We start from the raw sequence: 24,866 nt of genomic DNA, 5'->3' as shown, positions 1-24,866 counted from the left end.
CCCATTCCGAGTCAGAAGTTGACGCTCCCTCAACTCTGTGATCTTCACGTGATCTGCGCTGCATTAACTTGTGACAACTGATCGACTGCCGATACGTTCACACGTCAGTGCGAAGGGGGCGCCACGCCCGTCGCACAGACCACCGCTGTCGTGTGAAAGGCAACCGCATGCTCTCCGGGAACGGTCGTCACCGTCGCCCCCGTCAGGCTCCGGCTCTCCTCGTCGCGGCGGGAGTCACCGGGTCGGCCATCGCGATCCCGCTCCTCGGCGCCACCGGCGCGAGCGCGGCGAGCGGAACCACCTGGGACCAGGTGGCGGAGTGCGAGAGCGGTGGCTTCTGGAGCGCGGACACCGGGAACGGGCGCTACGGCGGCCTCCAGCTGACCCAGGAGAACTGGGAGAAGTACGGCGGCCTCGACTACGCGACGACCGCGGACCAGGCCAGCCGTTCGCAGCAGATAGCCGTCGCCGAGAAGGTCCTCGCGGACCAGGGCGTCGGCGTCTGGTCCACCTGCGGACTGCTGCACGACCTCGGCGGAGACTCGGGTCCCGCCGACGTGGACACGGGCGTCGCGGGCGACTCGTCCGACTCCGGCAGCGCATCCGGTTCATCCGGTTCGTCGGATTCCTCCGACTCGACCGGGTCCAAGGGTTCGGCCGAGTCGGCCGACGACACCGACTCCACGCGCTCCGGCGGGTCGAAGGATTCGACCGACTCGACCGATTCCTCCGACTCGACCGAGTCGTCGGACGCGTCGGCGAAGGCCCTCGACGGCTCCCCGAAGGCGACCACCGAACCGGACGCGGACTCCGGCTCCGCGGACTCCACCGATTCCGGCGACAGCGGCACCGGCGCCGACGCCAAGGAATCCGGCAGCACGAACACGGACGGTTCCAGCCGGGCGGACGGCTCCGCGGCCGGCGACGACGCCGACGGCGGCACCGGCCGGCACCGCGGCGCCAGCGCCGACGAGGGCGCGGACACCGGCTCGGGCGCGGACCAGGCCGACGGCACCGCCTCCGGCCGCCACGCCTCGCGTGACAGCGGCGCGTCGAGCGAGGGCGCGGAGGGCGCCTACACCGTCCGCGTGGGCGACAGTCTGACCGGCATCGTGAACTCGCTCGGCCTGAACGGCGGGTGGCGGACGCTGTACTCCGAGAACGAGCGCACGGTCGGAACCGACCCGGACCTCATCCTTCCCGGTCAGACCCTCGAAGTCGGTGCCGAAACGGGCGAAAAGTAGCGGCAGTTCGCGTCACGGTTCGACCCTGAATGCCCGTTTTGATCATTGTGGGAGATGAATCACAGACCCCCTGATCGTCTTTGAAATTCAGGCAATCACCTGTTTACGGTCGTGACCGCTCGCCACAGCGGGCTCTTGCGGTCGGCACGCCGAATCCTGCCAGCGGCCGTGAGGAACAGTCGTCGCGTCAAGCGCCGTAGGCAGGAGCGGGGGACCCAAGGTAAGTGCCGGGTCCGGCGGTTGCGGCCCTTCGGGGGCGCACGACCGGAACCGGCTGGGGGTGAAGCCGCGCGACGTGAGCCGAGAGGCGAGCGTGCGCGGCCGGGCAACTCAACCGGCCCGAACCCGACAGCTCACCTCGCAGGCGTCGGTGAGGGGATCTCTCCATGCTGTTTTCCAGCAAGGGCAAGCACCGTCGTCCGACTGCCATTCATCGGTCTGCTCGCGCCATCGCCGTCGTCGGTGTCACCGGCGCCGCCGCGGTCGCCGCCCCGCTGATGGCCGCCGGCAGCGCCTCCGCCGCCACCGCCTCCGAGTGGGACACCGTCGCCCAGTGCGAGTCCGGCGGGAACTGGTCCATCAACACCGGCAACGGCTACTACGGCGGTCTGCAGTTCTCCGCCTCCACCTGGGCCGGCTACGGCGGTACGCAGTACGCCTCCACCGCCGACCAGGCGAGCAAGGCCCAGCAGATCGCGATCGCCGAGAAGGTCCTCGCGGGCCAGGGCAAGGGTGCCTGGCCGGTCTGCGGCACCGGCCTGTCCGGCGCCTCCTACGACGGCGCCGCCGCCTCCAGCGGCAACACGAACTCCTCCGGCTCCTCCTCGCAGAGCACGCAGGAGAGCACCAAGAAGACCGAGGACACCCGCTCCTCCCGCTCCTCCGAGCGCGCCACCGTCAAGACCCCGACCGGCAAGAAGGTCAAGAAGGGCGACGGCGAGTACAAGGTCGTCAGCGGTGACACCCTCAGTGCCATCGCCGCGAAGGAGAACGTCAAGGGTGGCTGGGAGAAGCTCTTCGAGCTGAACAAGGACATCATCGACGACGCCGACTTCATCTACCCGGGCCAGCAGCTCCACCTGAGCTGACCCACGGCGACCACGACGGCCGCCACGCGCCTGCCGACCCCACGGCCGCCCCCACGGCCGGGCAGGCGGGGCAGGTTCAGCCGGGCCGGAAAGCAGGCCGCTCTCCGGCTGAACCACAGCCCGCTCACATCCGTGTCCTCCATAGTGAAGACCTCGTGAGGGCCGTCCCCCCGTCCCCACGGGCTCCCCGCCCCGGTGCGCATTCCCCCGTGCGTACCGGGGCGGGGCTTTTTCGTGCCCGCCTCCTCCTTCTGTTCACTTTCTCGACCACCCCCCTTTGTTCCGAACAGGAACAATGGGTACGGTCTGTCTGTCCACGGGACGGTCGGTCGGCTGCCGACGGCCCGGGGACGGTTAGGCTCTAGTCGCCAGGCCTCAAGCGGCCCCGCACAACCAGCGTCACATCCCATGAAGGAGATGCTCGTGCCGTCCATCGACGTCGTCGTAGCCCGGGAAATCCTCGACTCGCGAGGCAACCCCACCGTCGAGGTCGAGGTCGGCCTCGACGACGGCAGCACGGGTCGTGCCGCCGTTCCGTCCGGCGCCTCCACCGGCGCCTTCGAAGCCATCGAGCTGCGTGACGGCGACCCCAACCGCTACCTCGGCAAGGGCGTCGAGAAGGCCGTCCTCGCCGTGATCGAGCAGATCGGCCCGGAGCTCGTCGGCTACGACGCCACCGAGCAGCGCCTGATCGACCAGGCGATGTTCGACCTGGACGCCACCGACAACAAGGGCTCCCTCGGCGCCAACGCCATCCTCGGCGTCTCCCTCGCCGTCGCCCACGCCGCCTCCGAGGCCAGCGACCTGCCCCTCTTCCGCTACCTGGGCGGCCCGAACGCGCACCTGCTGCCCGTTCCGATGATGAACATCCTGAACGGCGGCTCGCACGCCGACTCCAACGTGGACATCCAGGAGTTCATGATCGCCCCCATCGGCGCGGAGTCCTTCTCCGAGGCCCTGCGCTGGGGCGCCGAGGTCTACCACACCCTCAAGAAGGTGCTGAAGACCAAGGGCCTGTCCACCGGCCTCGGCGACGAGGGCGGCTTCGCCCCGAACCTGGAGTCCAACCGCGCCGCCCTGGACCTCATCCTGGAGGCCATCAAGGAGGCCGGCTACACCCCCGGCGAGCAGATCGCCCTCGCCCTGGACGTCGCCGCCTCCGAGTTCTACAAGGACGGCGTCTACACCTTCGAGGGCAAGGAGCGCTCCGCCGCCGAGATGACGGAGTACTACGCCGACCTCGTCGCGTCGTACCCGCTCGTCTCCATCGAGGACCCGCTGTTCGAGGACGACTGGGCCGGCTGGAACACCATCACCGAGAAGCTGGGCGACAAGGTCCAGATCGTCGGCGACGATCTCTTCGTCACCAACCCCGAGCGCCTCGCCCGCGGCATCGAGGAGGGCTCGGCCAACGCCCTGCTCGTCAAGGTCAACCAGATCGGCTCGCTGACCGAGACCCTGGACGCCGTCGAGATGGCCCAGCGCAACGGCTTCAAGTGCATGATGTCCCACCGCTCCGGCGAGACCGAGGACGTCACCATCGCCGACCTCGCCGTCGCCGTGAACTGCGGACAGATCAAGACCGGCGCCCCGGCCCGCTCGGACCGCGTCGCCAAGTACAACCAGCTGCTGCGCATCGAGGAGATCCTCGACGACGCCGCGGTCTACGCCGGCCGCAGCGCCTTCCCGCGCTTCAAGGGCTGAGCCGCCGGCTGACCCGTTGAGGGTCAAGCCCGCGCCAGTCGTACGTACGTCCCCGTACCGGTCCCGTACCGTGTGCGGGGACGTACGCGCGTGCGCGTGGGAGAAGGCGGAAGAAGGGGCGCGGGACATGGCCGTGAAGGACCGGGACCGGGACCGTTTCTCCACCGCGACCCGGCTGAAGGTGCTCGGCGAGCAGACGGCCGCCCGGGTCTACCGCTCGCAGACCAAACGCCAGGCCCGTCGCTCCCGGCTGACCGGCCGGGCCGCGCTGCTCGCCCTCGTCCTCTGCTCGATGATCGTGGCGCTCGCCTATCCCATAAGGCAGTACGTCTCCCAGCGCGCCGAGATCGCCGACACGCAGCGGCAGCGCCAGGAGGCGCGCGAGCGGGTCGAGGAGCTGCGCGACCTCAAGGCGCGCTGGCAGGACGACGCGTACGCCGAGCAGCGCATCCGGGAGCGGCTGCACTACGTGATGCCGGGCGAGACCGGCTACACCATGATCGACCCGGACGCGGCGAAGCAGTCCCGTACGACACAGGGGGCGGCCGACCGCCCCTGGTACACCAATGTCTGGGACGGGGTCGACAAGGCCGACGCCGCCGACAGCCGAGCGGCCACCTTCGTGACCGTGAACCGATGAGCCACACCGAGGACTTGAGTAGCAGGATATGCAGACCCCTCCGCCGACCACCCCGCGCACCGAGCCGACCGACGCCGACGTCGAGGCCTTCCAGCAGCAGCTCGGGCGCCCCCCGCGCGGCCTCCGCGCGATCGCGCACCGCTGTCCCTGCGGGCAGCCGGACGTCGTCGAGACGGCCCCGCGCCTGCCGGACGGCACGCCCTTCCCCACGACGTACTACCTGACGTGCCCGCGCGCGGCCTCCGCGATCGGCACGCTGGAGGCCAACGGCGTGATGAAGGAGATGACGCAGCGGCTGGCCACGGACCCCGAACTGGCCGCCGCCTACCGGGCCGCGCACGAGGACTACATCGCCCGGCGTGACGAGATCGAGGTCCTGGAGGGCTTCCCGAGCGCCGGCGGCATGCCGGACCGGGTGAAGTGCCTGCACGTCCTCGTGGGGCACTCGCTGGCCGCCGGCCCCGGCGTCAACCCGCTGGGCGACGAGGCGATCGCGATGCTGCCTCAGTGGTGGGCGAAGGGCCCGTGCGTGGTGCCCGCGCCGGCGACCTCCGAGGGGGACGACCAGTGACCCGGGTCGCCGCCGTCGACTGCGGCACGAACTCCATCCGCCTCCTCGTCGCGGACTGCGACCCGGCCACCGGTGAACTGGTGGAGCTGGACCGGCGGATGACCATCGTCCGGCTCGGCCAGGGCGTGGACCGCACCGGCCGGCTGGCGCCCGAGGCGCTGGAGCGGACCTTCGGGGCCTGCCGGGAGTACGCGGCGGTCATCAAGGAACTGGGCGCCGAGCGCGTCCGCTTCGTGGCCACCTCCGCCTCCCGGGACGCGGAGAACCGGGACGAGTTCGTGCGGGGGGTGTTCGACATCCTCGGCGTCGAGCCCGAGGTGATCTCCGGTGACCGGGAGGCCGAGTTCTCCTTCACCGGCGCGACCAAGGAGCTGACGGGGCTGACCGACCTGGCCCGGCCGTACCTGGTGGTGGACATCGGCGGCGGCTCCACCGAGTTCGTCGTCGGGGACGGGCGGGTGCGCGGCGCCCGTTCCGTGGACATCGGCTGTGTACGGCTGACCGAGCGGCACCTCGTCCGGGACGGCGCCGTCGTCGATCCTCCCGGGCCGGAGGAGATCGCCGCGATCCGCGCCGACATCGAGGCGGCCCTCGACCTCGCCGAGCGGGACGTCCCCCTGCGGGAGGCGCACACCCTCGTGGGGCTCGCCGGTTCGGTGACCACGATCTCCGCGATCGCCCAGGACCTGCCCGCGTACGACTCGGTGGCCATCCACCACTCCCGGGTCTCCCACGACCGCGTCCGCGAGATCACCGAGTGGCTGCTGCGGTCGACGCACGCCGAGCGGGCGGCGGTGCCCTCGATGCATCCCGGGCGGGTGGACGTGATCGCCGCGGGGGCCCTGGTCCTCCTCTCGATCATGGAGCGGATCGGCGCGCCGGAGGTCGTGGTGAGCGAACACGACATTCTGGACGGAATCGCCTGGTCCGTGGCGTAGGCCGGCACGGCTTTACTACTCGCCGGTAGCCTCGCTTGAGCTGTTCGGATAACGTATGAGCGCGTCCGAGGGGTGCCCCGGCGCCCCTCGTCGAGCAGGCGCCGAGAAACTTCGTGAAGTTCTTCACAAGAGAATCGCCCCTGTTGAGGGATGTTTTGAGGCTGGGCAGAGCCTTCAAGGGCTCCGAGGGGTCAACAGGGTGTTCCCGCAGGGGTTTCGCAGGGGTCTCGTCCGTGTGGAACCGAGGCGTGGTCCAGGGCCTCCGGGGAGCCGGAACGGCAGTTCACGCGGCATTGACAACGGGCAAACCCCCCGGCCGGTACCCCTGGCGGGCCATGGTTCGGGCCAAAGGGGTCGCGCAGTGTAGCAGAGGGTGCGAGGAAGCTTGTGAAGGGGCGCACGAGCGACCCCCGGATGGCGGGTACATACTCGATGGCATGAGCACCACGGAGCGTCCCAGGATCCTCGTAGTAGGCGGTGGGTACGTAGGCCTGTACGCAGCTCGGCGCATCCTCAAGAAGATGCGCTACGGCGAGGCGACCGTCACGGTCGTCGACCCCCGGTCGTACATGACCTACCAGCCCTTCCTCCCCGAAGCCGCCGCCGGCAGCATCTCCCCCCGGCACGTCGTCGTCCCGCTGCGACGCGTGCTGCCGAAGGCGGAGGTCCTCACCGGTCGGGTCACCACCATCGACCAGGACCGCAAGGTCGCCTCGATCGCCCCGCTGGTCGGCGAGGCGTACGAGCTGCCCTTCGACTACCTGGTGATCGCGCTCGGCGCGGTCTCCCGGACCTTCCCGATCCCCGGCCTCGCCGAGCAGGGCATCGGCATGAAGGGCATCGAGGAGGCCATCGGCCTGCGCAACCACGTGCTGGAGCAGCTGGACAAGGCCGACTCCACGACCGACGAGGACGTCCGCCGCAAGGCGTTGACCTTCGTCTTCGTGGGCGGCGGGTTCGCCGGTGCCGAGACCATCGGCGAGGTCGAGGACATGGCCCGCGACGCCGCGAAGTACTACAAGAGCGTGTCCCGCGAGGACATGCGCTTCGTGCTCGTCGACGCCGCCGACAAGATCCTCCCCGAGGTCGGCCCCAAGCTCGGTCTGTACGGCAAGGAGCACCTGGAGGGCCGTGGGGTCGAGGTCTACCTCAACACCTCCATGGACTCCTGCGTCGACGGCCACGTCGTGCTGAAGAACGGCCTGGAGGTCGACTCCAACACGATCGTCTGGACCGCCGGCGTCAAGCCGAACCCGGTCCTCTCGCGCTACGGCCTCCCCCTCGGCCCCCGCGGCCACGTGGACGCCCAGCCGACCCTCCAGGTCACCGGCACCGACTACATCTGGGCCGCGGGCGACAACGCCCAGGTGCCCGACGTCGCCGCCCGCAAGGCCGGCGTCGAGAACGCCTGGTGCCCGCCGAACGCGCAGCACGCGCTGCGTCAGGCGAAGGTCCTCGGCGACAACGTGGTCTCCGGCATGCGGGGCTTCCCGCAGAAGGAGTACGCGCACTCCAACAAGGGTGCGGTGGCGGGCCTCGGCCTCCACAAGGGTGTCGCGATGATCGTCATGGGCAAGATGAAGATCAAGCTCAAGGGCCGTCTCGCGTGGTACATGCACCGTGGCTACCACGGTCTCGCCATGCCGACGTGGAACCGGAAGATCCGGGTCTTCGCGGACTGGACCCTCGCGATGTTCCTCAAGCGTGAGGTCGTCTCCCTGGGCGCCATCGAGACTCCTCGCGAGGAGTTCTACGAGGCGGCCAAGCCGGCGCCGGTCGCCGCGGCCCCGGCCAAGACCGAGGAGAAGGCCAAGGCCTCCTGACCCTTCCGGTCACCGCGCTGTTCCTTGCTCGAAGGGCCTCCCGCCATCCGTGGTGCGGGAGGCCTTCGGCGTTTCGCGGGGGAGTTCGCGGGGGGGTGCGGTCGGTCTGCGGGCGCGGGTCCGGTGGGGGCTTCTCGCGCAGTTCCCCGCGCCCCTGAGAAGCAGGGGCTGCGCCCCGAGCCTTTCGGGCCCGAAGGGCCGTGTCTTTCGGTCCCGAAGGGCCGTGACCCACCCGCAACCGAAGAACACACCTCCGGCGGGAATACGGCACAGCCCCGCAGGTGATTACCGTGGCATTGGACATTCCGGGATCTCTTGTCACGGAGGTGTGCGCCATGCGGGACGCCGCGTCGCGGCTGAGGAACCTGTTCGAGCAGCTGGCGGGAGAACCGCTCCCGGTCCGGCTGCGGGCCTGGGACGGATCGACGGCGGGCCCACCGGACGCCCCCACCCTGGTGGTACGCAACCGCCGGGCCCTGCGCCGGATGCTGTGGAAGCCGGGCGAACTGGGCCTGGCCCGCGCCTGGGTCGCCGGCGACCTCGGCGTCGAAGGGGACTTCTACGCCCTGCTGGACCTCGTGGCCGAGCACGTCTGGGAGCGGGACGAGGGCACCCGGAGCCTGACCCGTACCCTGCGCGACCCGGAGTCCCGCGCGGCCGTCAAGGACCTGCTGAGGCTGGCCGGCCCGGCCGTCCTGCTGCCGCCCGAACCCCCCGGCGAGGAGGTCCGCGCCCGCCACCGGCACACCAGACGCACCGACAGACGGGCCGTCAGCCACCACTACGACGTGGGCAACGACTTCTACGAGATCGTCCTCGGCCCGTCGATGGTGTACTCCTGCGCCTACTGGGCGGCCCCCGACGACACCACCACCCTCGAAGCCGCCCAGCACGACAAGCTCGATCTCGTCTGCCGCAAACTCGCTCCGGCCCCGGGGACGCGGCTCCTCGACGTCGGCTGCGGCTGGGGCTCCATGGCCCTGCACGCGGCCCGCGAGTACGGCGCGCACGTCGTCGGCGTCACCCTCTCGCAGGAACAGGCGACGTACGCCCGTAAGCGCGTGGCCGACGCGGGCCTGACCGACCGCGTCGAGATCCGCGTCCAGGACTACCGGGACGTCGGCGACGGGCCCTACGACGCGATCTCCTCCATCGGCATGGCCGAACACGTCGGCGCCGAAAAGTACCTGGAGTACGCCGGGAACCTGTACCGGCTGCTCGCCCCCGGCGGACGGCTCCTCAACCACCAGATCTCACGGCGCCCGCAGCCCGACGAGAACACGTACTCCCTCGACGGCTTCATCGACGCGTACGTCTTCCCCGACGGCGAACTCGCCCCCCTCGGCACCACCGTCACCCTGCTCGAACGCGCCGGGTTCGAGGTCCGGGACGTGGAGTCCCTGCGCGAGCACTACGCCCTCACCCTGCGCGCGTGGGTCGGCCGCCTCGAAGCGGGGTGGGCCCGGGCGGTGGCCCTCGCCGGTCCCGGCCGCGCCCGCGTCTGGCGCCTCTACATGGCCGCCTGCGCCCTCGGCTTCGAACGCAACCGCCTCGGCGTCAACCAGGTACTGGCCGTACGGCCCCCGGAAGGGGGTGCGTCGGGGCTCCCGCTCAGGGCCCGGACCTGGGGCGCCTGACGATCCGTACGGAGGCGTGAACGGCCGTCCAGGGGTGCGCGCAGGGCCCCCGTTCCACACCGGAACGGGGGCCCCGCACGTCGGCACCACTTCTCCCGGGCGGCTACTCGGCCTTGATCGCCGAGAGCATGTTGAGCTTCGCCGCGCGGCGGGCCGGCCACAGCGCGGCCAGGATGCCGACCGTGGCGGCGAGCAGGAGGAAGATCGCCATCCGGGCCCAGGGGAGGACCAGTTCGTACGTCGGCATCCTGCTGGCGAGGAGTTCGCCGGCGGCCCAGCCGAAGAAGACGCCGAGGCCGATGCCGAGGACACCGCCGAAGAGGGAGATGACGAGCGACTCCAGACGGACCATCCGCTTGATGCCCCGCCGGTCGAGACCGATCGCGCGGAGCATGCCGATCTCCTGCGAACGCTCGAAGACCGACATGGCCAGGGTGTTGATGACACCGAGGACGGCGACGATCACGGCCATGGCCAGCAGGCCGTAGAGCATGTTCAGCATCAGCGTGAACATCTGCGCGATGTCGTCGGAGAGGTCCTGGCCGCTCTGGACCTTGATCGCCGGGTTCTCGCCGAGGGCCTTCTCCAGCCGGTCCTTGGTGGCGTCGGAGGCGCCCGCCGAGGTCTTGACCATGACCATCATGTCGGCCGGGTCGGCGGAGGCCGGCAGCCGTCCGGAGAGCGTGGCGTTGTCCAGGAGGATGCCCCGGATCACTTCGTTGCTCTCGTAGACCCCGGCGACCTTCAGCTTCTGCTTCTCGCCGCCCTCGAAGCCGGCGGTGAACTCCGAGCCGGCCTTCCAGCCGCGTCGGGCGGCGGTGTCCGCGTCGACGACGACGTCCGAGCCGCCGACCCTGAACGTCCCTTCGTCGACGGGCAGGTCGGTGACCTTGCCGATGGCCGCGCCGTTCACGCCCGTGAGGTACTCGGTCTCGTCCCCGATGCGGGACTCGGCGTTGCGCAGCGGGGAGACGGCGGTGACGCCCTCGGTGGCGGACAGCTTCTTCTCCACGTCCGGGGAGAGGTAGCTGCCGCTGGTCATCGAGACGACGTAGTCCGCCTTGATCGCGTCGGCGGCCATCCTGGCGATGGCCTGCTGCAGGCTGCCCGCCATCACCGTCATACCGGTGATCAGCGTCAGGCCGATCATCAGCGCCGAGGCGGTCGCGGCGGTGCGGCGCGGATTGCGCACGGAGTTCTGCCGGGCGAGCTTGCCGGAGATCCCGAAGACCCGCATGAGGGGTGCCGCGGCGGCGATCAGCGGGCGGGAGAGGAGGGGCGTGAGGACGAAGACACCGATGATCAGGAGGACCGCGCCGATGCCCATCGGCGCCTGGCCGTCCGAGCCGTCCATCGTGGTGGCGTACAGGACGGTGGCCACGCCCGCGCCCGCCAGCAGCGCGCCCAGCGTGTTCCGCACGACGAGCGACTTGGCCGTCGCCTTCGCGTGGACGCTGCTCATGGCGGCGACCGGCGGGATCCTCGCGGCGCGGCGGCCCGGCAGCCAGGCGGCCACCATGGTGATCAGTACGCCGACCAGCAGGGCGGTGACGACGGTGCCGGGGGAGACCACCAGCGGGCCGTCCGGGACCGTCTCGCCGAGGGTGCTGATCAGGGCCCGCATCCCGGCGCCGATGCCGACACCGGCGGCGAGACCGGTGACCGCGGCGACCGTGCCCACCACGAACGCCTCGATCAGCACGGACCGCGTCACCTGGCGGCGGGAGGCGCCGACCGCGCGCAGCAGCGCCAGCTCCTTGGTGCGCTGGGCGACGAGCATCGTGAAGGTGTTGGCGATGATGAACGTGCCCACGAACAGGGCGATCCCGGCGAAGACCAGCAGCGCGTTCTTCATGCCGCTCATCTGGGCGGCGATCTGCGTGGCCTGCTGGTCGGCGAGCTGCCGGCCGGTGATGGTGGACGCGGTGTCCTCGGGGAGCACCTGGTCGACGGCCTTGCGCAGCTGGGTCTGGCTGGTGCCGTCCGCCGCGGTCACGGTGATCTCGTCGTACTCGCCCTCGACGTGGAACAGCTTCTGCGCGGTCGCCGTGTCGAACAGGGCGAGGCTGCCGCCGGCCGCCACATTGCCGTCGTCGGTCGTGAAGATCCCGGCCACGGTGGGGGTGAGGACCGGACCGTCGACGGACATCCGGATGGTGTCGCCCACCTCGTAACCGGCCCGCTTCGCGGTCTCCGCGTCGATGGCGACCTCGTCCGCGCCCTTGGGTGCGGCGCCGTCCTCGATCGGATAGCGGGGGTCGTCCGTGCCCCAGAAGTTCCCGCCCTGCGACTGGAAGCCGCCGCCGATCAGCTTGCCGTCCTTGTCGGCGAGGGCGGCGAACCCGCTCACCACACCGATGGCCGACTCGGCGCCGGGCACCCCCTCGACCTTCTTCAGCAGCTCGGGCGTCAGCTTCGGCTGCTCGGCGACGGTGTCGCCCTCGTCCGGCCGGTACCCCGACTGGACCGCGACGTCCACGTGGTCGAAGCCCTTGGCCGAACTCTTCTGCAGCGCGTCCGAGATGGTGTTCGTGAAGACCAGCGTGCCCGACACGAAGGCGACGCCGAGCATCACCGCGAGCACGGTCATGAGAAGCCTGGCCTTGTGCGAGAGCACGTTGCGCAGGGCGGTACGGAACATGAGTGGATTCCCTGTCAGGGGTCAAAGGGGTGAGGACGGTGGGTGGTCGAGCGCTGTCCGCCGGGCGGACTCTCCGAACTCCCCTAGCTCGTACGGCCCTTGCTGTCGAACTTCTTCATGCGGTCCAGGACGGAGTCGGCCGTCGGCTCGTGGATCTCGTCCACGAGGCGTCCGTCGGCGAGGAAGACGACCCGGTCCGCGTACGCCGCGGCCACCGGGTCGTGCGTCACCATCACCACGGTCTGCCCCAACTGCCGTACGGAGTTGCGCAGGAAGCCCAGCACCTCGGCACCCGACCGCGAGTCGAGGTTTCCGGTCGGCTCGTCGCCGAAGATGATGTCCGGGCGGGAGGCGAGCGCCCGGGCGACGGCCACGCGCTGCTGCTGGCCGCCGGAGAGCTGGGCGGGCCGGTGGCTCAGCCGGTCGGCGAGGCCCACCATCCGGATCACGGTGTCCAGCCACTGCTTGTCCGGCTTGCGGCCCGCGATGTCCATCGGAAGGGTGATGTTCTCCATCGCCGTCAGCGTCGGCAGCAGGTTGTACGCCTGGAAGATGAAGCCGATCTTGTCCCGGCGCAACTTGGTGAGCTGCTTGTCCTTCAGCGAACCCAGCTCGGTGTCGCCGATGCGGACGGACCCGGCCGAGAAGGTGTCCAGGCCCGCCACGCAGTGCATCAGCGTGGACTTGCCGGAGCCCGAAGGGCCCATGATCGCGGTGAACTGGGCCTGCCGGAAGTCGATGGAGACCTGGTCCAGCGCGACCACCCGGGTCTCGCCCTGTCCGTAGACCTTCGACAGTTCCGTGGCGCGGGCGGCCACGACGGTGGCCCGGTCGGCGAGGGGAGTGGTGGTCACGGGTGGGAACTCCTTGCGGGGCGACGACGGTCGAGGAGGCGGAGAGACGGCCGGCGCGCGCCGGATCGTGCCGCGCGGCATGCCGGAAGCCGTTCGCTTCGTGATGCCTCCATCGTCCCGACGCGACGGCGCCGTGTAGTCAGCCGCTGTCCTTGTTCCGGGGGCAGACTTCTGACGGACGGGCGGGCGGCGCGTCATACCTGGGGATGACGGCCGGGTCCGACCGGGGAGCGGGCCGTCGGCCGTGACCACCGGCGCGCGCCGGGTCGCTGTGACCGGGCCGCCGGGCCGTTGTGGCCAAGCCCGCTGGGGGTTCGTGTCCGATTCGAGGGGCCGTCAGATCCCGTTCGCGGACCGTCATGACCGACCAGAGTCGTCGCGTCACCGCGCGTGTCCTCGGTGGGGCGCTCGTTCGGGCGGTGAAATTCCGTCATTCCGCATACGCCCGGTCGGGCCGTCCGGAAGGCTACTGGCAAGTGCGGATGGCGTGTTCCGTGGGCTGATGCACCCTCAGACGTCAATAAAATAAGACAACATCGGTCCGCCGGTCGACTGTTCGGGGGAAGCCTCCCGATAGGCTCGGAAGCTGAGCGCGGAGCCCATGGCCTGCCCGGATGGTGGAATGCAGACACGGCGAGCTTAAACCTCGCTGCCCCTCGCGGGCGTACCGGTTCAAGTCCGGTTCCGGGCACCTCCGACCAAAATCGCACATTTTCGCTCACATTCTCACAGGTCGCCCTCGGGTGAGCCGCGCCCGGGAGGCGCGTGACGGTGTGGGCGCGGCCGTGGTTGATCTCCGGACGGTTGCGGGCCCGTACCGGCTTGGTCATGGGTGAGGGCGGGCGGGCCGGGGAATCACCTGGACGCGTAGCGTGTTCGATGACAAGGGCAGGGAAAGATCCTCCCCAAGCAGTAGAGTCAATCCTTTGCCTACCTATTACTCTTGAGCCAAGGCCACGCAGGGTGGCCATGGAGGAGTGAAATGAGGAGCAGCAACCCGGTCTTCTCGCGACGGGGGTTCAGCCGCGACAACGGCCACGCGGGCTTCAACACCGCGCCGCAGGCCGGGGGAGCAGCTGTCGGCACCCAGGGCAACCCCTACGCCCAGCAGGGCGGCAACCCGTACGCGACCAACCCGTACGCCCAGCAGGACGTGCAGCACGGCGTCCCGCCGCAGGCTCCGGCCCGCACGGGCGCCATGACCATGGACGACGTGGTCATGCGCTCGGCCATGACGCTCGGCACGGTCGTCGTCGGCGCGGCCCTCGCCTGGGCCCTCCTGCCGGTGTCGCCCACGAGCTACGGCCTGGCCATCGGCGCCGCGCTCATCGCCTTCGTCCTGGCGATGGTGCAGTCCTTCAAGCGCAAGGCCTCGCCCGCGCTAATCCTGACGTACGCGGCCTTCGAGGGTGTCTTCCTCGGCGTGCTCAGCGAGATGTTCAACTCGCGGTGGAGCGGCGCGCCCTTCCAGGCGGTGCTCGGCACCATGGCCGTCTCCGGTGCCACCCTCCTGGTCTACAAGGCGGGCTGGATCCGGGTCACCGCGCGGTACGCCCGCATCGGTATGACCATCGCGATCGCCTTCATCCTGGTCATGGCGGTCAACCTGCTGCTCGTCGTCTTCGGGGTCGCCCCGGACGGCGGACTGCGCAGCATGGGCCCGCTCGGCGCGATCGTCGGCATCCTCGCGATCCTGCTCGGCGCCTTCTTCCTCACCCTCGACTTCAAGCAGATCGAGGACGGCATCGCCTACGGCGCCCCGCGCGAGGAGGCCTGGCTGGCCGCGTTCGGCCTGACCATGACCCTCGTGTGGATCTACGTCGAGATGCTCCGCCTGGTCGCCATCTTCAGCGGCGACGACTAGGAGTGACGCTCTGGGGCCGGGACTGATCCGCCCCCCGCGCGTGCGTCGAAGGGCCCCCGAACCAGCCGGTTCGGGGGCCCTTCACAGGTTCTCGGCGGCTTCAACGGAACTTCCGCGCGGCCCTCCTCAGGTCGTACTCGTGAACGATCGCTTTGGCGTGTCCGTACGCGAGGTCGTACTCGTGCCGGAGCCAGCTGACCTTCTCCTCGAAATTGGGGAGAGCGGGGCCTTCGTCGACTTTGCGGAGCCAGTCGGAGACTTCACGACCGGTGCAATGGGGGATGCGGGCGAGCAGGTTGCGATGGGTCTCCTCGGAGAAGACTTGGGACATCGGCGCCTCCGGACGAAAGGGAATGTAAGCCGGTCCTTCAGGTCACGTTGCCTGAGTGGCGGCCTGTTGGCAACAGTCCGGCGAGGGCGCGTACTCTCGCGGCGTGCTTGATACGACGCCGTTGACCCGTGCCGTGGACCATTTCGCCGACCGGTTGCGGGCCGCACCGCAGAGCCGGCTGCAGCGGGGAGCCGCCGCGGAGGCGCTGGCGCTGGCCCGGGAGATGGCGCTGCGGGCCCAGCGGCTGGAGGCGCCGGGCACGGACGCCCGCCAGATGCCCGACGTGGGGATGTTCGCGGCGGCCGATCAGGTCATGGTCGCCGGGAACGATCTCGCGCTGGTGCTCGGCGACGAGAACGCGGTGGCGGAGGCCGTGGCGCTGGTGGAGGAGGCTCAGCGGCGCGCCGGGGTGTGAGGCGCGGCCGCGGCGCCCTCTACAGCGACGCGATGACCCGGTCCGCCAGGATGTAGACCATGTCGTCGCCGCACTCGAACGTGAGGGTGTACGCGCCCGAGATGCCCGAGCCGCCCAGGAGGACCGGGGTGGCACCGCTCTGGAGGGCCGTGGCCAGGCGTTCGGCGGTCTCGCGGTGGCCGGGGGTCATGCAGAGCGTGGTGCCGTCGGCGAAGACATAGACGTCGAGGGTGCCGAGGGGACCGGGACGGACGTCGGCCAGCTCGGTGCGGGAGGCGGCGAGGTCCTCCAGGCAGGCGACCGTGCGCTCGTGGTCGTTGGTGACGGGTGACTGCACCGGCACGAAGTCGGGGTGCGAGGGGTGCCGGCGGCGGGCCGCGGCCAGCTCCGCCGAGTCCGGGGCGTACTCGTCGCCCTCCAGGCTCGGCTCGATCACCGGCTCCAGGTGCTCCAGACCCGCGAAGTCGGACTGCCGGGGCATGAACAGGTCGCTGTCGGGCAGTCCCAGCAGGGAGGGCGCGTCGGAGACGTCACGGGACTCCTGGGCGGCCCAGAAAGCCCTCGCCTCGGCCAGCTCACGCTCCCGCTCCTCGGCGAGTGCCTCGGCGACGGCGGCGCGTATCTCCTCCGTGTCGCCGGCCGACCGGGCGGCCGGCACCGGCGCGCGCACCCCGGCGGCCCGGCTCTCGGCCAGCTCGGTGCGCAGGGCGGCGACCTGTCGGCGCAACCCCGTGAGGGTGCGCAGGACGGCGACGCCCACGGCCGCGGTGGCGGCCGTGGTGAGCAGCAAGGCGATCGGCATAGCGCTCACTGACGTACTCCCGGTTCAAAGTCGACCCCCGACTTCCTACATCAGCTTGAAGGGCGGACTAACCAGCTGTCAGTGCGTAACGTCACGAATCGGGCAGGAATCTGGGCTCGATGTTTGGTGGTGAAACGACTCTGACCTGCGTAAATCCCTCCCCGAAGGGAGATAGGTCACATCCTGGGGGAGATTGGATCACAAAACGGCCCGGAGCCCTTGGGAAATCGGGACTCCGGGCCATGACATCGCGGTGCGCGTTCGAACAGTCACGGCTCCGCGTGCGGGCGGTGGGCCGGTCTCAGCTGAGGCGCTCGATGACCATCGCCATGCCCTGACCGCCGCCGACGCACATCGTCTCCAGGCCGAACTGCTTGTCGTGGAACTGGAGGGAGTTGATGAGCGTGCCGGTGATGCGGGCGCCGGTCATGCCGAAGGGGTGGCCGACGGCGATGGCGCCGCCGTTCACGTTCAGCTTGTCCAGGGGGATGTCCAGGTCGCGGTAGGAGGGGATCACCTGGGCGGCGAAGGCCTCGTTGATCTCGAACAGGTCGATGTCGCCGACGGTGAGACCCGCACGGGACAGGGCCTGCTTCGACGCCTCCACCGGGCCGTAGCCCATGATCTCGGGGGAGAGGCCGGAGACGCCGGTGGAGACGATCCGGGCGAGCGGGGTGAGTCCGAGGTCCCGCGCCTTGGTGTCGGACATGATGACCAGCGCGGCGGCGCCGTCGTTCAGCGGGCAGCAGTTGCCGGCGGTGACCAGGCCGTCCTCGCGGAAGACCGGCTTGAGGCCCTGCACGGCCTCCAGGGTGACACCCGCGCGCGGGCCGTCGTCCTTGCTCACGACCGTGCCGTCGGGCAGCGTCACCGGGGTGATCTCGCGCTCCCAGAAGCCCTTGCCGATGGCCTCCTCGGCGAGGTTCTGCGAGCGGACGCCGAACTCGTCCATGTCCTCGCGGGTCACGCCCCACTGGCGGGCCAGGTTCTCGGCGGTCTGCCCCATCGCGATGTACGGGTCGGGGAGCAGGCCGTCCTCGCGCGGGTCGTGCCAGGACGCGCCGACCGACTTGGAGACGGCCTCCGTGCGGGCCTCGGCCTCGCCGAAGAGGGGGTTGCGGGCCGTGGGGATGTCGCTCGTACCGCGCGCGGTGCTGCTGACGACCTCCACGCCCGCGGAGATGAAGACGTCGCCCTCGCCGGCCTTGATCGCGTGCAGGGCCATACGGGACGTCTGGAGCGAGGAGGAACAGTAACGGGTGACCGTGCAGCCCGGCAGGTGGTCCATGCCCAGCTGCACGGCGACGATACGGCCCAGGTTGTGGCCCTGCTCGCCGCCGGGGAGGCCGCAGCCGAGCATCAGGTCGTCGATGTCCCTCGGGTCCAGCTCCGGGACCTTCGCGAGGGCGGCGGCGACGATCGTGGCGGTCAGGTCGTCCGGGCGCAGATCCTTCAGCGAGCCCTTGAAAGCACGGCCGATGGGGGAGCGGGCGGCTGAGACGATCACGGCTTCGGGCATCACGGCTCCATTGGCATGCGACGGAAAGCAGGGCTGTGGGGGAAGTTACCCGTACGTATGGGCGGGGTCACGGGTAGTCGAGTGTGACTCCGACCGCACTTTTCTAAGCGCTTGCTTTTTGGCGGGGGCGCCTCATGGCTCGGGGCCCCGGGTTCGTCGGCGGGCGCGGGTCCGGTAGGGCTTCTCGCGCAGTTCCCCGCGCCCCTGAAAGGCAGGGGCTGCGCCCCTTGCTTTCCGGCCGACCGGGCCTGACGCTTTCAGGCCGGCAGGGGGCCTGGCCTTTCAGGGGCGTGGGGGCCTGGTCCTTCAGGGGCGCGGGGAACCGCGCGATCAGCCCCCACGCACCCGCAGTCGCCCGACCACCGCGCCGGCCCCGGCCCACTGGGCGCCCGGCTACGCCTCCGCCGTGGCGTCCGGCGCCGGGTCCGACACCGGCACCCGCCGCCGACGCCGCCGCTTGAGCAGGGCCCAGGGTCCACGCGGCCCCGTCGGCATCGCCGCCGTCACCTCGGTGCCGGGCTCGGACGCCGCCTCCGCGGCCGCGCGGGCCACCGGCAGGAAACCCTCGCGGCGGCTGACGTCCGGCCGCTCCTCGTCCGCCGGCCACAGGCCCAGCGCCGCGCAGACCGTCGGCAGGAGGGCCATCGCCGCGGTCGCGTAGCCCTCGGCGGACGGGTGGTAGTTGTCGGGGCCGAACAGCTCCCGGGGGTTCTGTTCGAACTCGGGGCCGAGCAGGTCCCCCAGCGACACGGTGCGGCCGCCCTGTTCGACCGTTCCGATCGTCTGGGCGGCCGCCAGTTGCCGCGAGGCCCGGCGGGCGAGCCAGCGCAACGGCTGCTGTACGAGCTCGATCGTGCCGAGGTCGGGACAGGTGCCGACCACCACCTCGGCCCCGGCGGTCCGCAGGCGCCGTACGGCCGCCGAGAGGTGACGGACGGACCGGGTCGGGGGCATCCGGTGGGTGACGTCGTTCGCCCCGATCATGATCACGCACACGTCGGGAACCCGGGCCGGATCCTCCAGCACCAGCGCGACCTGGCGGTCCAGGTCGTCCGACTGGGCACCCGGCAGGGCCACGTTCCGCAGCCGCACCGGCCGCTCGGCCACCGCCGCGAGCCCCGAGGCGATGAGGGCGCCCGGCGTCTGCCGGGAGCGGTGCACGCCCTGGCCGGCGGCCGTGGAATCGCCGAGCATGACGAGGCGGAGCGGGGGATCGTCAGGGGCGTCGTACGAACTGCCGTACGAGTCGTAGCCGTACGCGCGGCCGTACCGGCTGCCGTGCGTGTGGCCGTACACGCCCTCCGCGCTCGGCGGGTGCGGGCTGTGCCCGTTGCCCACGACCCGCTTGGCCATCCGTACCTCGGCCAGCAGCACACCCATGGCGGCGGCGCCCAGCAACCCGATGCCGCCCCCGCCGTACGCCGCGCCCGCCGCGATGCGGCGGGCCACCCGTGCTCTCGACATCCTCGTCATGCGTCGCCGCCACCTCCTCGTACCCGTACCCACTCATTGCCCCGTACCTGCCCTCGGCCAATCCCGACGGCGGGTGAACAGGGAGGAGAAGAGTGAGGGTGGGGCTTAGGCTGGCGGAACATTACGACCATCCCTTTTTGCGGCTCCGGAGACAACGGTGCAATTTCACGACTCGATGATCAGCCTCGTCGGCAACACCCCGCTGCTGAGGCTCAACAGCGTGACCGAGGGCATTCAGGCGACCGTCCTGGCCAAGGTCGAGTACTTCAACCCCGGCGGTTCCGTGAAGGACCGCATCGCGCTGCGCATGATCGAGGCGGCGGAGAAGAGCGGCGAGCTGCTGCCCGGCGGCACGATCGTCGAGCCCACCAGCGGAAACACTGGCGTGGGGCTCGCCATCGTGGCGCAGCAGAAGGGGTACAAGTGCATCTTCGTGTGCCCCGACAAGGTGAGCACCGACAAGATCAACGTGCTCCGGGCCTACGGGGCCGAGGTCGTCGTCTGCCCGACGGCCGTCGACCCCGAGCACCCCGACTCGTACTACAACGTCTCCGACCGGCTGGTCCGCGAGACGCCCGGCGCCTGGAAGCCGGACCAGTACTCCAACCCGAACAACCCGCTCTCCCACTACCACTCGACCGGCCCTGAGCTGTGGGAGCAGACGGAGGGCCGGATCACCCACTTCGTGGCGGGCGTGGGCACCGGCGGCACCATCTCCGGCACCGGCCGCTACCTGAAGGACGCCAGCGACGGCCGCGTCCAGGTCATCGGCGCCGACCCGGAGGGGTCCGTGTACTCCGGCGGCTCCGGACGGCCGTACCTCGTCGAGGGCGTCGGTGAGGACTTCTGGCCGACCGCCTACGACCGGACCGTCGCCGACGAGATCGTCGCCGTGTCCGACAAGGACTCCTTCCAGATGACCCGGCGCCTGGCCAAGGAGGAGGGCCTGCTCGTGGGCGGCTCCTGCGGCATGGCGGTCGTCGCCGCGCTGAGGGTCGCCGAGCGGCTCGGCCCGGACGACGTGGTCGTCGTCCTGCTGCCCGACAGTGGGCGCGGCTACCTCAGCAAGATCTTCAACGACGAGTGGATGGCCGACTACGGCTTCCTGGAGGACGAGGGGCCGAGCGCCCGCGTCGCCGACGTCCTGAACGACAAGGTGCACGGCGCCATCCCCTCCCTCGTCCACATGCACCCGGACGAGACGGTCGGCCAGGCCATCGAGGTGCTGCGCGAGTACGGCGTCTCGCAGATGCCGATCGTGAAGCCCGGCGCCGGGCACCCGGACGTCATGGCCGCCGAGGTGGTCGGGTCCGTCGTCGAACGGGAGCTGCTGGACGCCCTGTTCACCCAGCGCGCCTCGCTCGACGACCCGCTGGAGAAGCACATGTCGGCGCCGCTGCCGCAGGTCGGCTCCGGTGAGCCGGTGGGCGACCTGATGTCCGTGCTCGGCAGGGCGGATGCGGCGATCGTGCTGGTCGAGGGCAAGCCGACCGGTGTCGTCAGCCGGCAGGACCTGCTCGCGTTCCTCGCCAAGGGCGGGGTGTAGCGGCCGGAGTGCCGGCGGCGGCGTGCCGGGCGCCGGACGTGCCGAACGGGCGGGCGCCGGACGTGCCGGAGCCGGACGCCGGACGTGCCGAACCCTGCACGCGGAGGCGAAATGCCCGCAAAGGGCCCCCTGTGTCGAAAATTGTTGCGAGGTGGGGGTTTGACTTCGCAGAAGTGGTACGAGCGCGTCACGTCCGCGCAGCACTCGCTTAACACGGGTCCGGCACATTGGTGGGTGTCGGCAGGGCGGGAGCGGCTCCCCGCCCCGGCCGACAACCAAAACGGCGTCAAGGACCTCCGGAGCGGCTCCCGGACCTCCATGGACGCCATGGACGCGTAAGCCCGGTCCTGACCCGGCCCGCGTCCCCCGCGGGGACCGCCGTCGTCCCGCCCCCCGTCACACGGGGGTGCGGCGGTCCCCGCGCAGACCTCTTCCGGGCTCGTTCCGAAACCTTGTGCGGGTCACCCCTCCCAGTCCGGGTCGCCGCCCTTTCCCCCGCGCCGGCGCAGGGCCGACGAACCGCGCAGCGCCCAGGCCAGGTTCACGCCCACGATGCCCGCCCAGGTCACGAAGAGGCCGCGCAGGTCGGCCACGCCGCCGCCGATGCCCGACAGCGGGATGGCGACGACGAGCGAGACGACGCCGAAGCCGTAGCGCTCGCCCCAGCCGTCGGTCGACGTCGACTTGGGGGCGCCGCTGCCCCGGGCCACCACCATCTGCTGCTCGGCGACCTGACGCCGGACCCGGCGGTCCACCGCCCCGTCGATGCGCTGGTCGACCTTCTCCAGGAACGAGTCGACGAGCGCGGACTCGTAGTCCTCGCCCAGCTCCCGGCGGGCGTGCAGGGTGGCGGAGAGTTCCTTCTTCAGCTCGGTGTCCCCGAGCCGGGTGTCACGAGCATCCATACCGGTCATGCTCTTCACGGTAGGGAGCCGGGGGGCGCCTGGCACTGGGGTTAGCCCCCCTGTTGGCGCACCGGTCTCCCGCCGTGGCCAGGCCCCGCCCTCCCGGCGCGTCGTCGCTCCCGCCCGTGCCTGCCCGCCCGTTCCTGGGCGACCGCTCCTGTGCGCCCGTTCCTGTGCCGGGTTCGTGGTGTCCGGCATTCCCTGCCCGGCATCTCTTGCCCCGCCTGTATAGCCTCATGCAGAGTTCTCAGTGTCTGAATATCCGGTGTCTGAGCGCCCGGTGTCCGTACGGGGCTGGAGGCTGCGGTGAAGTCCTCTCCGATCGTGGGCGCGTCGGACGCCCCCGCCGTCGCCGTGGCGGCCGTTCCGGCCGGTCTCGTCGTCCTCGACGGGCATGCCGTCGGGGTCGCCGACATCGTCCGGCTCGCCGACGGGAGCGCGCGGCCCGTGCCCGGCAGTGAGGCGATGCGCCGGGTCGAGGAGTCCTGGGACGCCGCCCGGCAGATCGCGGCGACCGGACGGGTGTACGGCCGCTCCACCGGCGTCGGCGCCAACCGCAGCGAGGACGTGCCCACCGAGGCCGCCGCCGAACACGGTCTGCGGCTGCTGCGCAGCCACGCGGGGGCCATCGGGGAGGAACTGCCCGCCCGGCAGGTCCGGGCCATGCTCGCCGTCCGCGCCAACCAACTGCTCGCGGGCGGCGCCGGGCTGCGGCCGAGCGTGGTCACGGCGCTCTGCGAGGCGCTGGAGAGCGGGGCGTACCCCGTGGTGAACGAGTTCGGATCCGTGGGTACGGGAGACATCGCGGCGCTGGCCCAGATGGGGCTGGCACTGGCGGGGGAGCATCCGTGGCGTGGGCCGGGGGTGGGCGGGGCACGGGCGGGCGGGGCGGCCGGGGCGCGGTTCGAGGCCGGCTCCGGGGTGCCCGAGGCGCAGCCGCTCGACAACAACGACGCCCTCGCGCTGATCAGCAGCAACGCGCTCACCCTCGGACAGGCCGTGCTCGCGCTCCACGAGTTGCGGGGCCTGATCGCCGCCACGCAGGTCGTCGCCGCGCTGTCGCTGCTCGCCGTCGACGGCTCGCACGAGGCGTACGCGGCGCCCGTGCACCTCGCGCGCCCCCACCGGGGGTCAGGCGAGGTGGCTCGGCGCATGCGGGAGCTGATCGGGGCGTCCGACCGGCCCACGCCCCCGCTGGGCCGGATCCAGGACCCGTACGGCTTCCGGTGCCTGCCGCAGATCCACGGGCCCGCGCTGGACGCGGCGGACGCGCTGGAGGGCGTCCTGGAGATCGAGATCAACGCGGCGGCGGAGAACCCCCTGATCTGCCCCGAGGACATGGCCGCCTACCACCACGGCGGCTTCTACCAGGCCCAACTCGCCCTCGCCCTGGACCACTTCAGACTCGCCGTGACACAGGTGGCGCGGCTGTCGACCTCCCGGCTCTCCTCGCTCAACGAGCCCGCGTACACCCGGCTGCGCCCCTTCCTCGCCGATCACGAGCCGGCCTCCTCGGGCGTGATGATCCTGGAGTACGCCGCCGGAGCCGCCCTCGGTGATCTGCGGGCCTTCTCCGCACCCGCGTCGCTCGGGCACGCTGTACTCTCCCGGGGCGTCGAGGAACAGGCCAGCTTCGCCTCGCTCGCCGCCCGGCAGACGCTGCGGGCGTGCGGCGCGTACCGGCTGGTCGTCGGCTGCGAACTGGTCGCCGCGGTGCGGGCGTTGCGCCAACGGGACCTGCGGCCGGATCCCGCACTGCCCGTCGGACGGGCGCTGGAACTGGCCGAGACCGTGCTCGACGCGGACCCGGCCGACCGGCCGCTGACGGCCGACGTGAGCGCGGCGGCCGTACTGCTCGACCGGTTCACCGAGATCTGGACGGACGTCCAGGCGGATCCACCGAGGGGGAGCGCGTGATGAGCGCGGACAAGGGCACGGGCGTGACGGACAGTCCCGCCGCGCGGCTGCAGGCGCTCTTCGAGGGCCACCGGCTGACGCCCACACAGCGGCGCATCGCCCACAGCATGGTGCGGCGGGCGGCAGACGCGCCGTTCCTGTCCAGCGTCGAACTGGCGGAGCTGGCCGGGGTCAGCCAGCCGTCCGTGACCCGCTTCGCGGTGGCGCTGGGCTTCGACGGCTACCCGGCGCTGCGCCGGCACCTGCGGGACGTCGCGCCCGCCGAGCCCGCCCCGGACACCACCGCGTACAACGAGTACCAGCAGGCCGTCGAGGCCGAGATCGAGAACCTGCGGCATCTGGCCGAGGTGCTCGCCGACCCCGGGCCGGTCGCGCGGGCCGGGCGTCTGCTGGCCGCGTCCCGCCCGCTGCCGGTGCTCGGACTGCGGGCCGCGGCCTCCCAGGCGTACGGCTTCGGCTACTTCGCCGCCAAGGTCCACCCCGACGTACGGCTGCTGCACGAGGGCGGCAGCATGCTGCACGACCGTATCGACGCGGCCGTACGCGCGGGCGCGAGCGCCCTGCTCTGCTTCGCGCTGCCCCGGCACCCGCGCGAGGTCGTCGAGACCCTGGCGTACGCCAAGGAGGCGGGCCTCTTCGTCGTCACCGTCGCCGACTCCGCGTTCGCGCCCGTCGCCAAGGTCTCCGACCTGCTGCTGCCCGCCGCCGTCGGCACCGGGCTCGCCTTCGACACCGCCTGCGCCCCGATGCTGCTGGGCCGGGTGCTCCTGGAGGCCATGTGCGACGACCTGCCGGAGGCCCAGGCCCGACTGGAGGAGTTCGACGCGAGGGCGGCGAGCAGGGGCCTGTTCGTCGAGTAGCCCTCCCCGCCGCTCCTGGCCCCTCCCGGCCGCTCCTGGCCCCTCCCGGCCGCTCCCGGCCGGGGGATTCCGGCGATTCTCAGACGTGTTTCAC

At 71.1% G+C, this 24,866-nt stretch carries 20 protein-coding genes, 1 tRNA gene and 1 riboswitch; of the genes, 14 read left to right on the top strand and 7 right to left on the bottom strand.

Translation table 11 applies throughout. The features are described from left to right. Positions 1-167 precede the first annotated feature (167 nt). The 8 genes from STRBO_RS0135615 to STRBO_RS0135575 all read left to right on the top strand — a co-directional run bounded on the left by STRBO_RS0135615 (position 168) and on the right by STRBO_RS0135575 (position 9,645). On the top strand, positions 168-1,244 hold the full coding sequence (locus tag STRBO_RS0135615; protein ID WP_020115609.1) for a LysM peptidoglycan-binding domain-containing protein: 1,077 nt from the start codon (positions 168-170) through the stop codon (positions 1,242-1,244). A 182-nt stretch (positions 1,245-1,426) separates the two neighbouring features. Then, a riboswitch (cyclic di-AMP (ydaO/yuaA leader) is annotated at positions 1,427-1,626 on the top strand. Positions 1,627-1,630: 4 nt separating this feature from the next. Further along, on the top strand, positions 1,631-2,332 hold the full coding sequence (locus STRBO_RS0135610) for a LysM peptidoglycan-binding domain-containing protein (protein ID WP_005485767.1): 702 nt from the start codon (positions 1,631-1,633) through the stop codon (positions 2,330-2,332). A 423-nt stretch (positions 2,333-2,755) separates the two neighbouring features. Beyond that, positions 2,756-4,036, top strand: coding sequence for a phosphopyruvate hydratase (eno, locus tag STRBO_RS0135600; protein ID WP_013003053.1), 1,281 nt, complete (start codon positions 2,756-2,758; stop codon positions 4,034-4,036). A 127-nt stretch (positions 4,037-4,163) separates the two neighbouring features. Continuing rightward, complete coding sequence (locus tag STRBO_RS0135595; protein WP_005485763.1) at positions 4,164-4,676, top strand: FtsB family cell division protein; 513 nt, start codon at positions 4,164-4,166, stop codon at positions 4,674-4,676. Positions 4,677-4,704: 28 nt separating this feature from the next. Then, positions 4,705-5,247 (top strand): DUF501 domain-containing protein, encoded by a 543-nt coding sequence (locus STRBO_RS0135590; protein ID WP_005485761.1) that lies wholly within the window; start codon positions 4,705-4,707, stop codon positions 5,245-5,247. After that, positions 5,244-6,185, top strand: coding sequence for a Ppx/GppA phosphatase family protein (locus tag STRBO_RS0135585; RefSeq protein ID WP_005485760.1), 942 nt, complete (start codon positions 5,244-5,246; stop codon positions 6,183-6,185). Before STRBO_RS0135590 ends, STRBO_RS0135585 begins: the two co-directional genes overlap by 4 nt. A gap of 437 nt (positions 6,186-6,622) precedes the next feature. Further along, positions 6,623-8,008 carry an NAD(P)/FAD-dependent oxidoreductase gene (locus STRBO_RS0135580; protein ID WP_005485758.1) on the top strand — a complete coding sequence of 462 codons (1,386 nt, stop codon included), beginning with the start codon at positions 6,623-6,625 and terminating at the stop codon, positions 8,006-8,008. A gap of 335 nt (positions 8,009-8,343) precedes the next feature. Continuing rightward, positions 8,344-9,645 (top strand): SAM-dependent methyltransferase, encoded by a 1,302-nt coding sequence (locus tag STRBO_RS0135575; RefSeq protein ID WP_005485756.1) that lies wholly within the window; start codon positions 8,344-8,346, stop codon positions 9,643-9,645. Between the two features lie 103 nt (positions 9,646-9,748). Here STRBO_RS0135575 and STRBO_RS0135570 read toward each other — a convergent pair whose 3' ends face one another. Then, the gene (locus STRBO_RS0135570) at positions 9,749-12,286 is read right to left on the bottom strand and encodes an ABC transporter permease (RefSeq protein WP_005485754.1); all 2,538 of its coding nucleotides are present in this window, start codon (positions 12,284-12,286) and stop codon (positions 9,749-9,751) included. 83 nt (positions 12,287-12,369) lie between these two features. Next, positions 12,370-13,140 (bottom strand): ABC transporter ATP-binding protein, encoded by a 771-nt coding sequence (locus STRBO_RS0135565; RefSeq protein ID WP_020115605.1) that lies wholly within the window; start codon positions 13,138-13,140, stop codon positions 12,370-12,372. 608 nt (positions 13,141-13,748) lie between these two features. On the opposite strand from STRBO_RS0135565, the gene STRBO_RS0135560 reads away from it, so the two are divergent. Next, positions 13,749-13,831: transfer RNA gene (locus STRBO_RS0135560), tRNA-Leu, on the top strand. A 291-nt stretch (positions 13,832-14,122) separates the two neighbouring features. Beyond that, a complete protein-coding gene (locus STRBO_RS0135555) occupies positions 14,123-15,004 on the top strand; it encodes a Bax inhibitor-1/YccA family protein (protein WP_005485752.1) in 882 nt (293 codons plus the stop codon). A 100-nt stretch (positions 15,005-15,104) separates the two neighbouring features. On the opposite strand, the gene STRBO_RS0135550 is transcribed toward STRBO_RS0135555, so the two are convergent. Then, positions 15,105-15,335 carry a DUF4287 domain-containing protein gene (locus STRBO_RS0135550; protein ID WP_005485751.1) on the bottom strand — a complete coding sequence of 77 codons (231 nt, stop codon included), beginning with the start codon at positions 15,333-15,335 and terminating at the stop codon, positions 15,105-15,107. Positions 15,336-15,438: 103 nt separating this feature from the next. On the opposite strand from STRBO_RS0135550, the gene STRBO_RS0135545 reads away from it, so the two are divergent. Then, positions 15,439-15,750: a hypothetical protein gene (locus STRBO_RS0135545; protein ID WP_028797029.1), complete on the top strand. Its 312-nt coding sequence runs from the start codon at positions 15,439-15,441 to the stop codon at positions 15,748-15,750. A 19-nt stretch (positions 15,751-15,769) separates the two neighbouring features. Here the strand turns inward: STRBO_RS0135545 and STRBO_RS0135540 are convergent, their stop codons facing one another. The 3 genes from STRBO_RS0135540 to STRBO_RS0135530 form a co-directional block, all read right to left on the bottom strand. Beyond that, entirely contained in the window at positions 15,770-16,552 is a 783-nt protein-coding gene (locus STRBO_RS0135540; protein ID WP_005485749.1) for a hypothetical protein, read from the bottom strand. 301 nt (positions 16,553-16,853) lie between these two features. Next, positions 16,854-18,071, bottom strand: coding sequence for an acetyl-CoA C-acetyltransferase (locus STRBO_RS0135535; RefSeq protein WP_005485748.1), 1,218 nt, complete (start codon positions 18,069-18,071; stop codon positions 16,854-16,856). A 393-nt stretch (positions 18,072-18,464) separates the two neighbouring features. Beyond that, positions 18,465-19,544 carry an SGNH/GDSL hydrolase family protein gene (locus STRBO_RS0135530; RefSeq protein WP_202500072.1) on the bottom strand — a complete coding sequence of 360 codons (1,080 nt, stop codon included), beginning with the start codon at positions 19,542-19,544 and terminating at the stop codon, positions 18,465-18,467. 157 nt (positions 19,545-19,701) lie between these two features. Here STRBO_RS0135530 and STRBO_RS0135525 point away from each other — a divergent pair, with 157 nt between their 5' ends. Then, positions 19,702-21,090, top strand: coding sequence for a cystathionine beta-synthase (locus STRBO_RS0135525; RefSeq protein ID WP_005485746.1), 1,389 nt, complete (start codon positions 19,702-19,704; stop codon positions 21,088-21,090). A 461-nt stretch (positions 21,091-21,551) separates the two neighbouring features. Here STRBO_RS0135525 and STRBO_RS0135515 read toward each other — a convergent pair whose 3' ends face one another. Further along, the gene (locus tag STRBO_RS0135515) at positions 21,552-22,004 is read right to left on the bottom strand and encodes a hypothetical protein (RefSeq protein WP_078531641.1); all 453 of its coding nucleotides are present in this window, start codon (positions 22,002-22,004) and stop codon (positions 21,552-21,554) included. 297 nt (positions 22,005-22,301) lie between these two features. Here STRBO_RS0135515 and STRBO_RS0135510 point away from each other — a divergent pair, with 297 nt between their 5' ends. After that, a complete protein-coding gene (locus tag STRBO_RS0135510; RefSeq protein ID WP_005485744.1) occupies positions 22,302-23,912 on the top strand; it encodes an aromatic amino acid ammonia-lyase in 1,611 nt (536 codons plus the stop codon). Beyond that, the gene (locus tag STRBO_RS0135505) at positions 23,912-24,772 is read left to right on the top strand and encodes a MurR/RpiR family transcriptional regulator (RefSeq protein WP_020115600.1); all 861 of its coding nucleotides are present in this window, start codon (positions 23,912-23,914) and stop codon (positions 24,770-24,772) included. Before STRBO_RS0135510 ends, STRBO_RS0135505 begins: the two co-directional genes overlap by 1 nt. Positions 24,773-24,866 lie beyond the last annotated feature (94 nt).

Origin of the sequence: Streptomyces bottropensis ATCC 25435, assembly GCF_000383595.1 — a bacterium.
Lineage (GTDB): Bacteria > Actinomycetota > Actinomycetes > Streptomycetales > Streptomycetaceae > Streptomyces > Streptomyces bottropensis.
Note: the sequence above shows the minus strand (reverse complement) of the source record. Positions and strands in the feature narration are given on the sequence as shown.

Bases quoted from the DNA above. Each gene is read 5' to 3' on its own strand.
- STRBO_RS0135505 (WP_020115600.1), top strand. From the start codon at position 23,912: ATGAGCGCGGACAAGGGCACGGGCGTGACGGACAGTCCCGCCGCGCGG.
- STRBO_RS0135540 (WP_005485749.1), bottom strand. From the start codon at position 16,552: ATGCCGATCGCCTTGCTGCTCACCACGGCCGCCACCGCGGCCGTGGGC.
- STRBO_RS0135570 (WP_005485754.1), bottom strand. From the start codon at position 12,286: ATGTTCCGTACCGCCCTGCGCAACGTGCTCTCGCACAAGGCCAGGCTT.
- STRBO_RS0135615 (WP_020115609.1), top strand. From the start codon at position 168: ATGCTCTCCGGGAACGGTCGTCACCGTCGCCCCCGTCAGGCTCCGGCT.
- STRBO_RS0135530 (WP_202500072.1), bottom strand. From the start codon at position 19,544: ATGACGAGGATGTCGAGAGCACGGGTGGCCCGCCGCATCGCGGCGGGC.
- STRBO_RS0135595 (WP_005485763.1), top strand. From the start codon at position 4,164: ATGGCCGTGAAGGACCGGGACCGGGACCGTTTCTCCACCGCGACCCGG.
- STRBO_RS0135555 (WP_005485752.1), top strand. From the start codon at position 14,123: ATGAGGAGCAGCAACCCGGTCTTCTCGCGACGGGGGTTCAGCCGCGAC.
- STRBO_RS0135550 (WP_005485751.1), bottom strand. From the start codon at position 15,335: ATGTCCCAAGTCTTCTCCGAGGAGACCCATCGCAACCTGCTCGCCCGC.
- STRBO_RS0135515 (WP_078531641.1), bottom strand. From the start codon at position 22,004: ATGACCGGTATGGATGCTCGTGACACCCGGCTCGGGGACACCGAGCTG.
- STRBO_RS0135580 (WP_005485758.1), top strand. From the start codon at position 6,623: ATGAGCACCACGGAGCGTCCCAGGATCCTCGTAGTAGGCGGTGGGTAC.
- STRBO_RS0135610 (WP_005485767.1), top strand. From the start codon at position 1,631: ATGCTGTTTTCCAGCAAGGGCAAGCACCGTCGTCCGACTGCCATTCAT.
- STRBO_RS0135590 (WP_005485761.1), top strand. From the start codon at position 4,705: ATGCAGACCCCTCCGCCGACCACCCCGCGCACCGAGCCGACCGACGCC.
- STRBO_RS0135575 (WP_005485756.1), top strand. From the start codon at position 8,344: ATGCGGGACGCCGCGTCGCGGCTGAGGAACCTGTTCGAGCAGCTGGCG.
- STRBO_RS0135535 (WP_005485748.1), bottom strand. From the start codon at position 18,071: ATGCCCGAAGCCGTGATCGTCTCAGCCGCCCGCTCCCCCATCGGCCGT.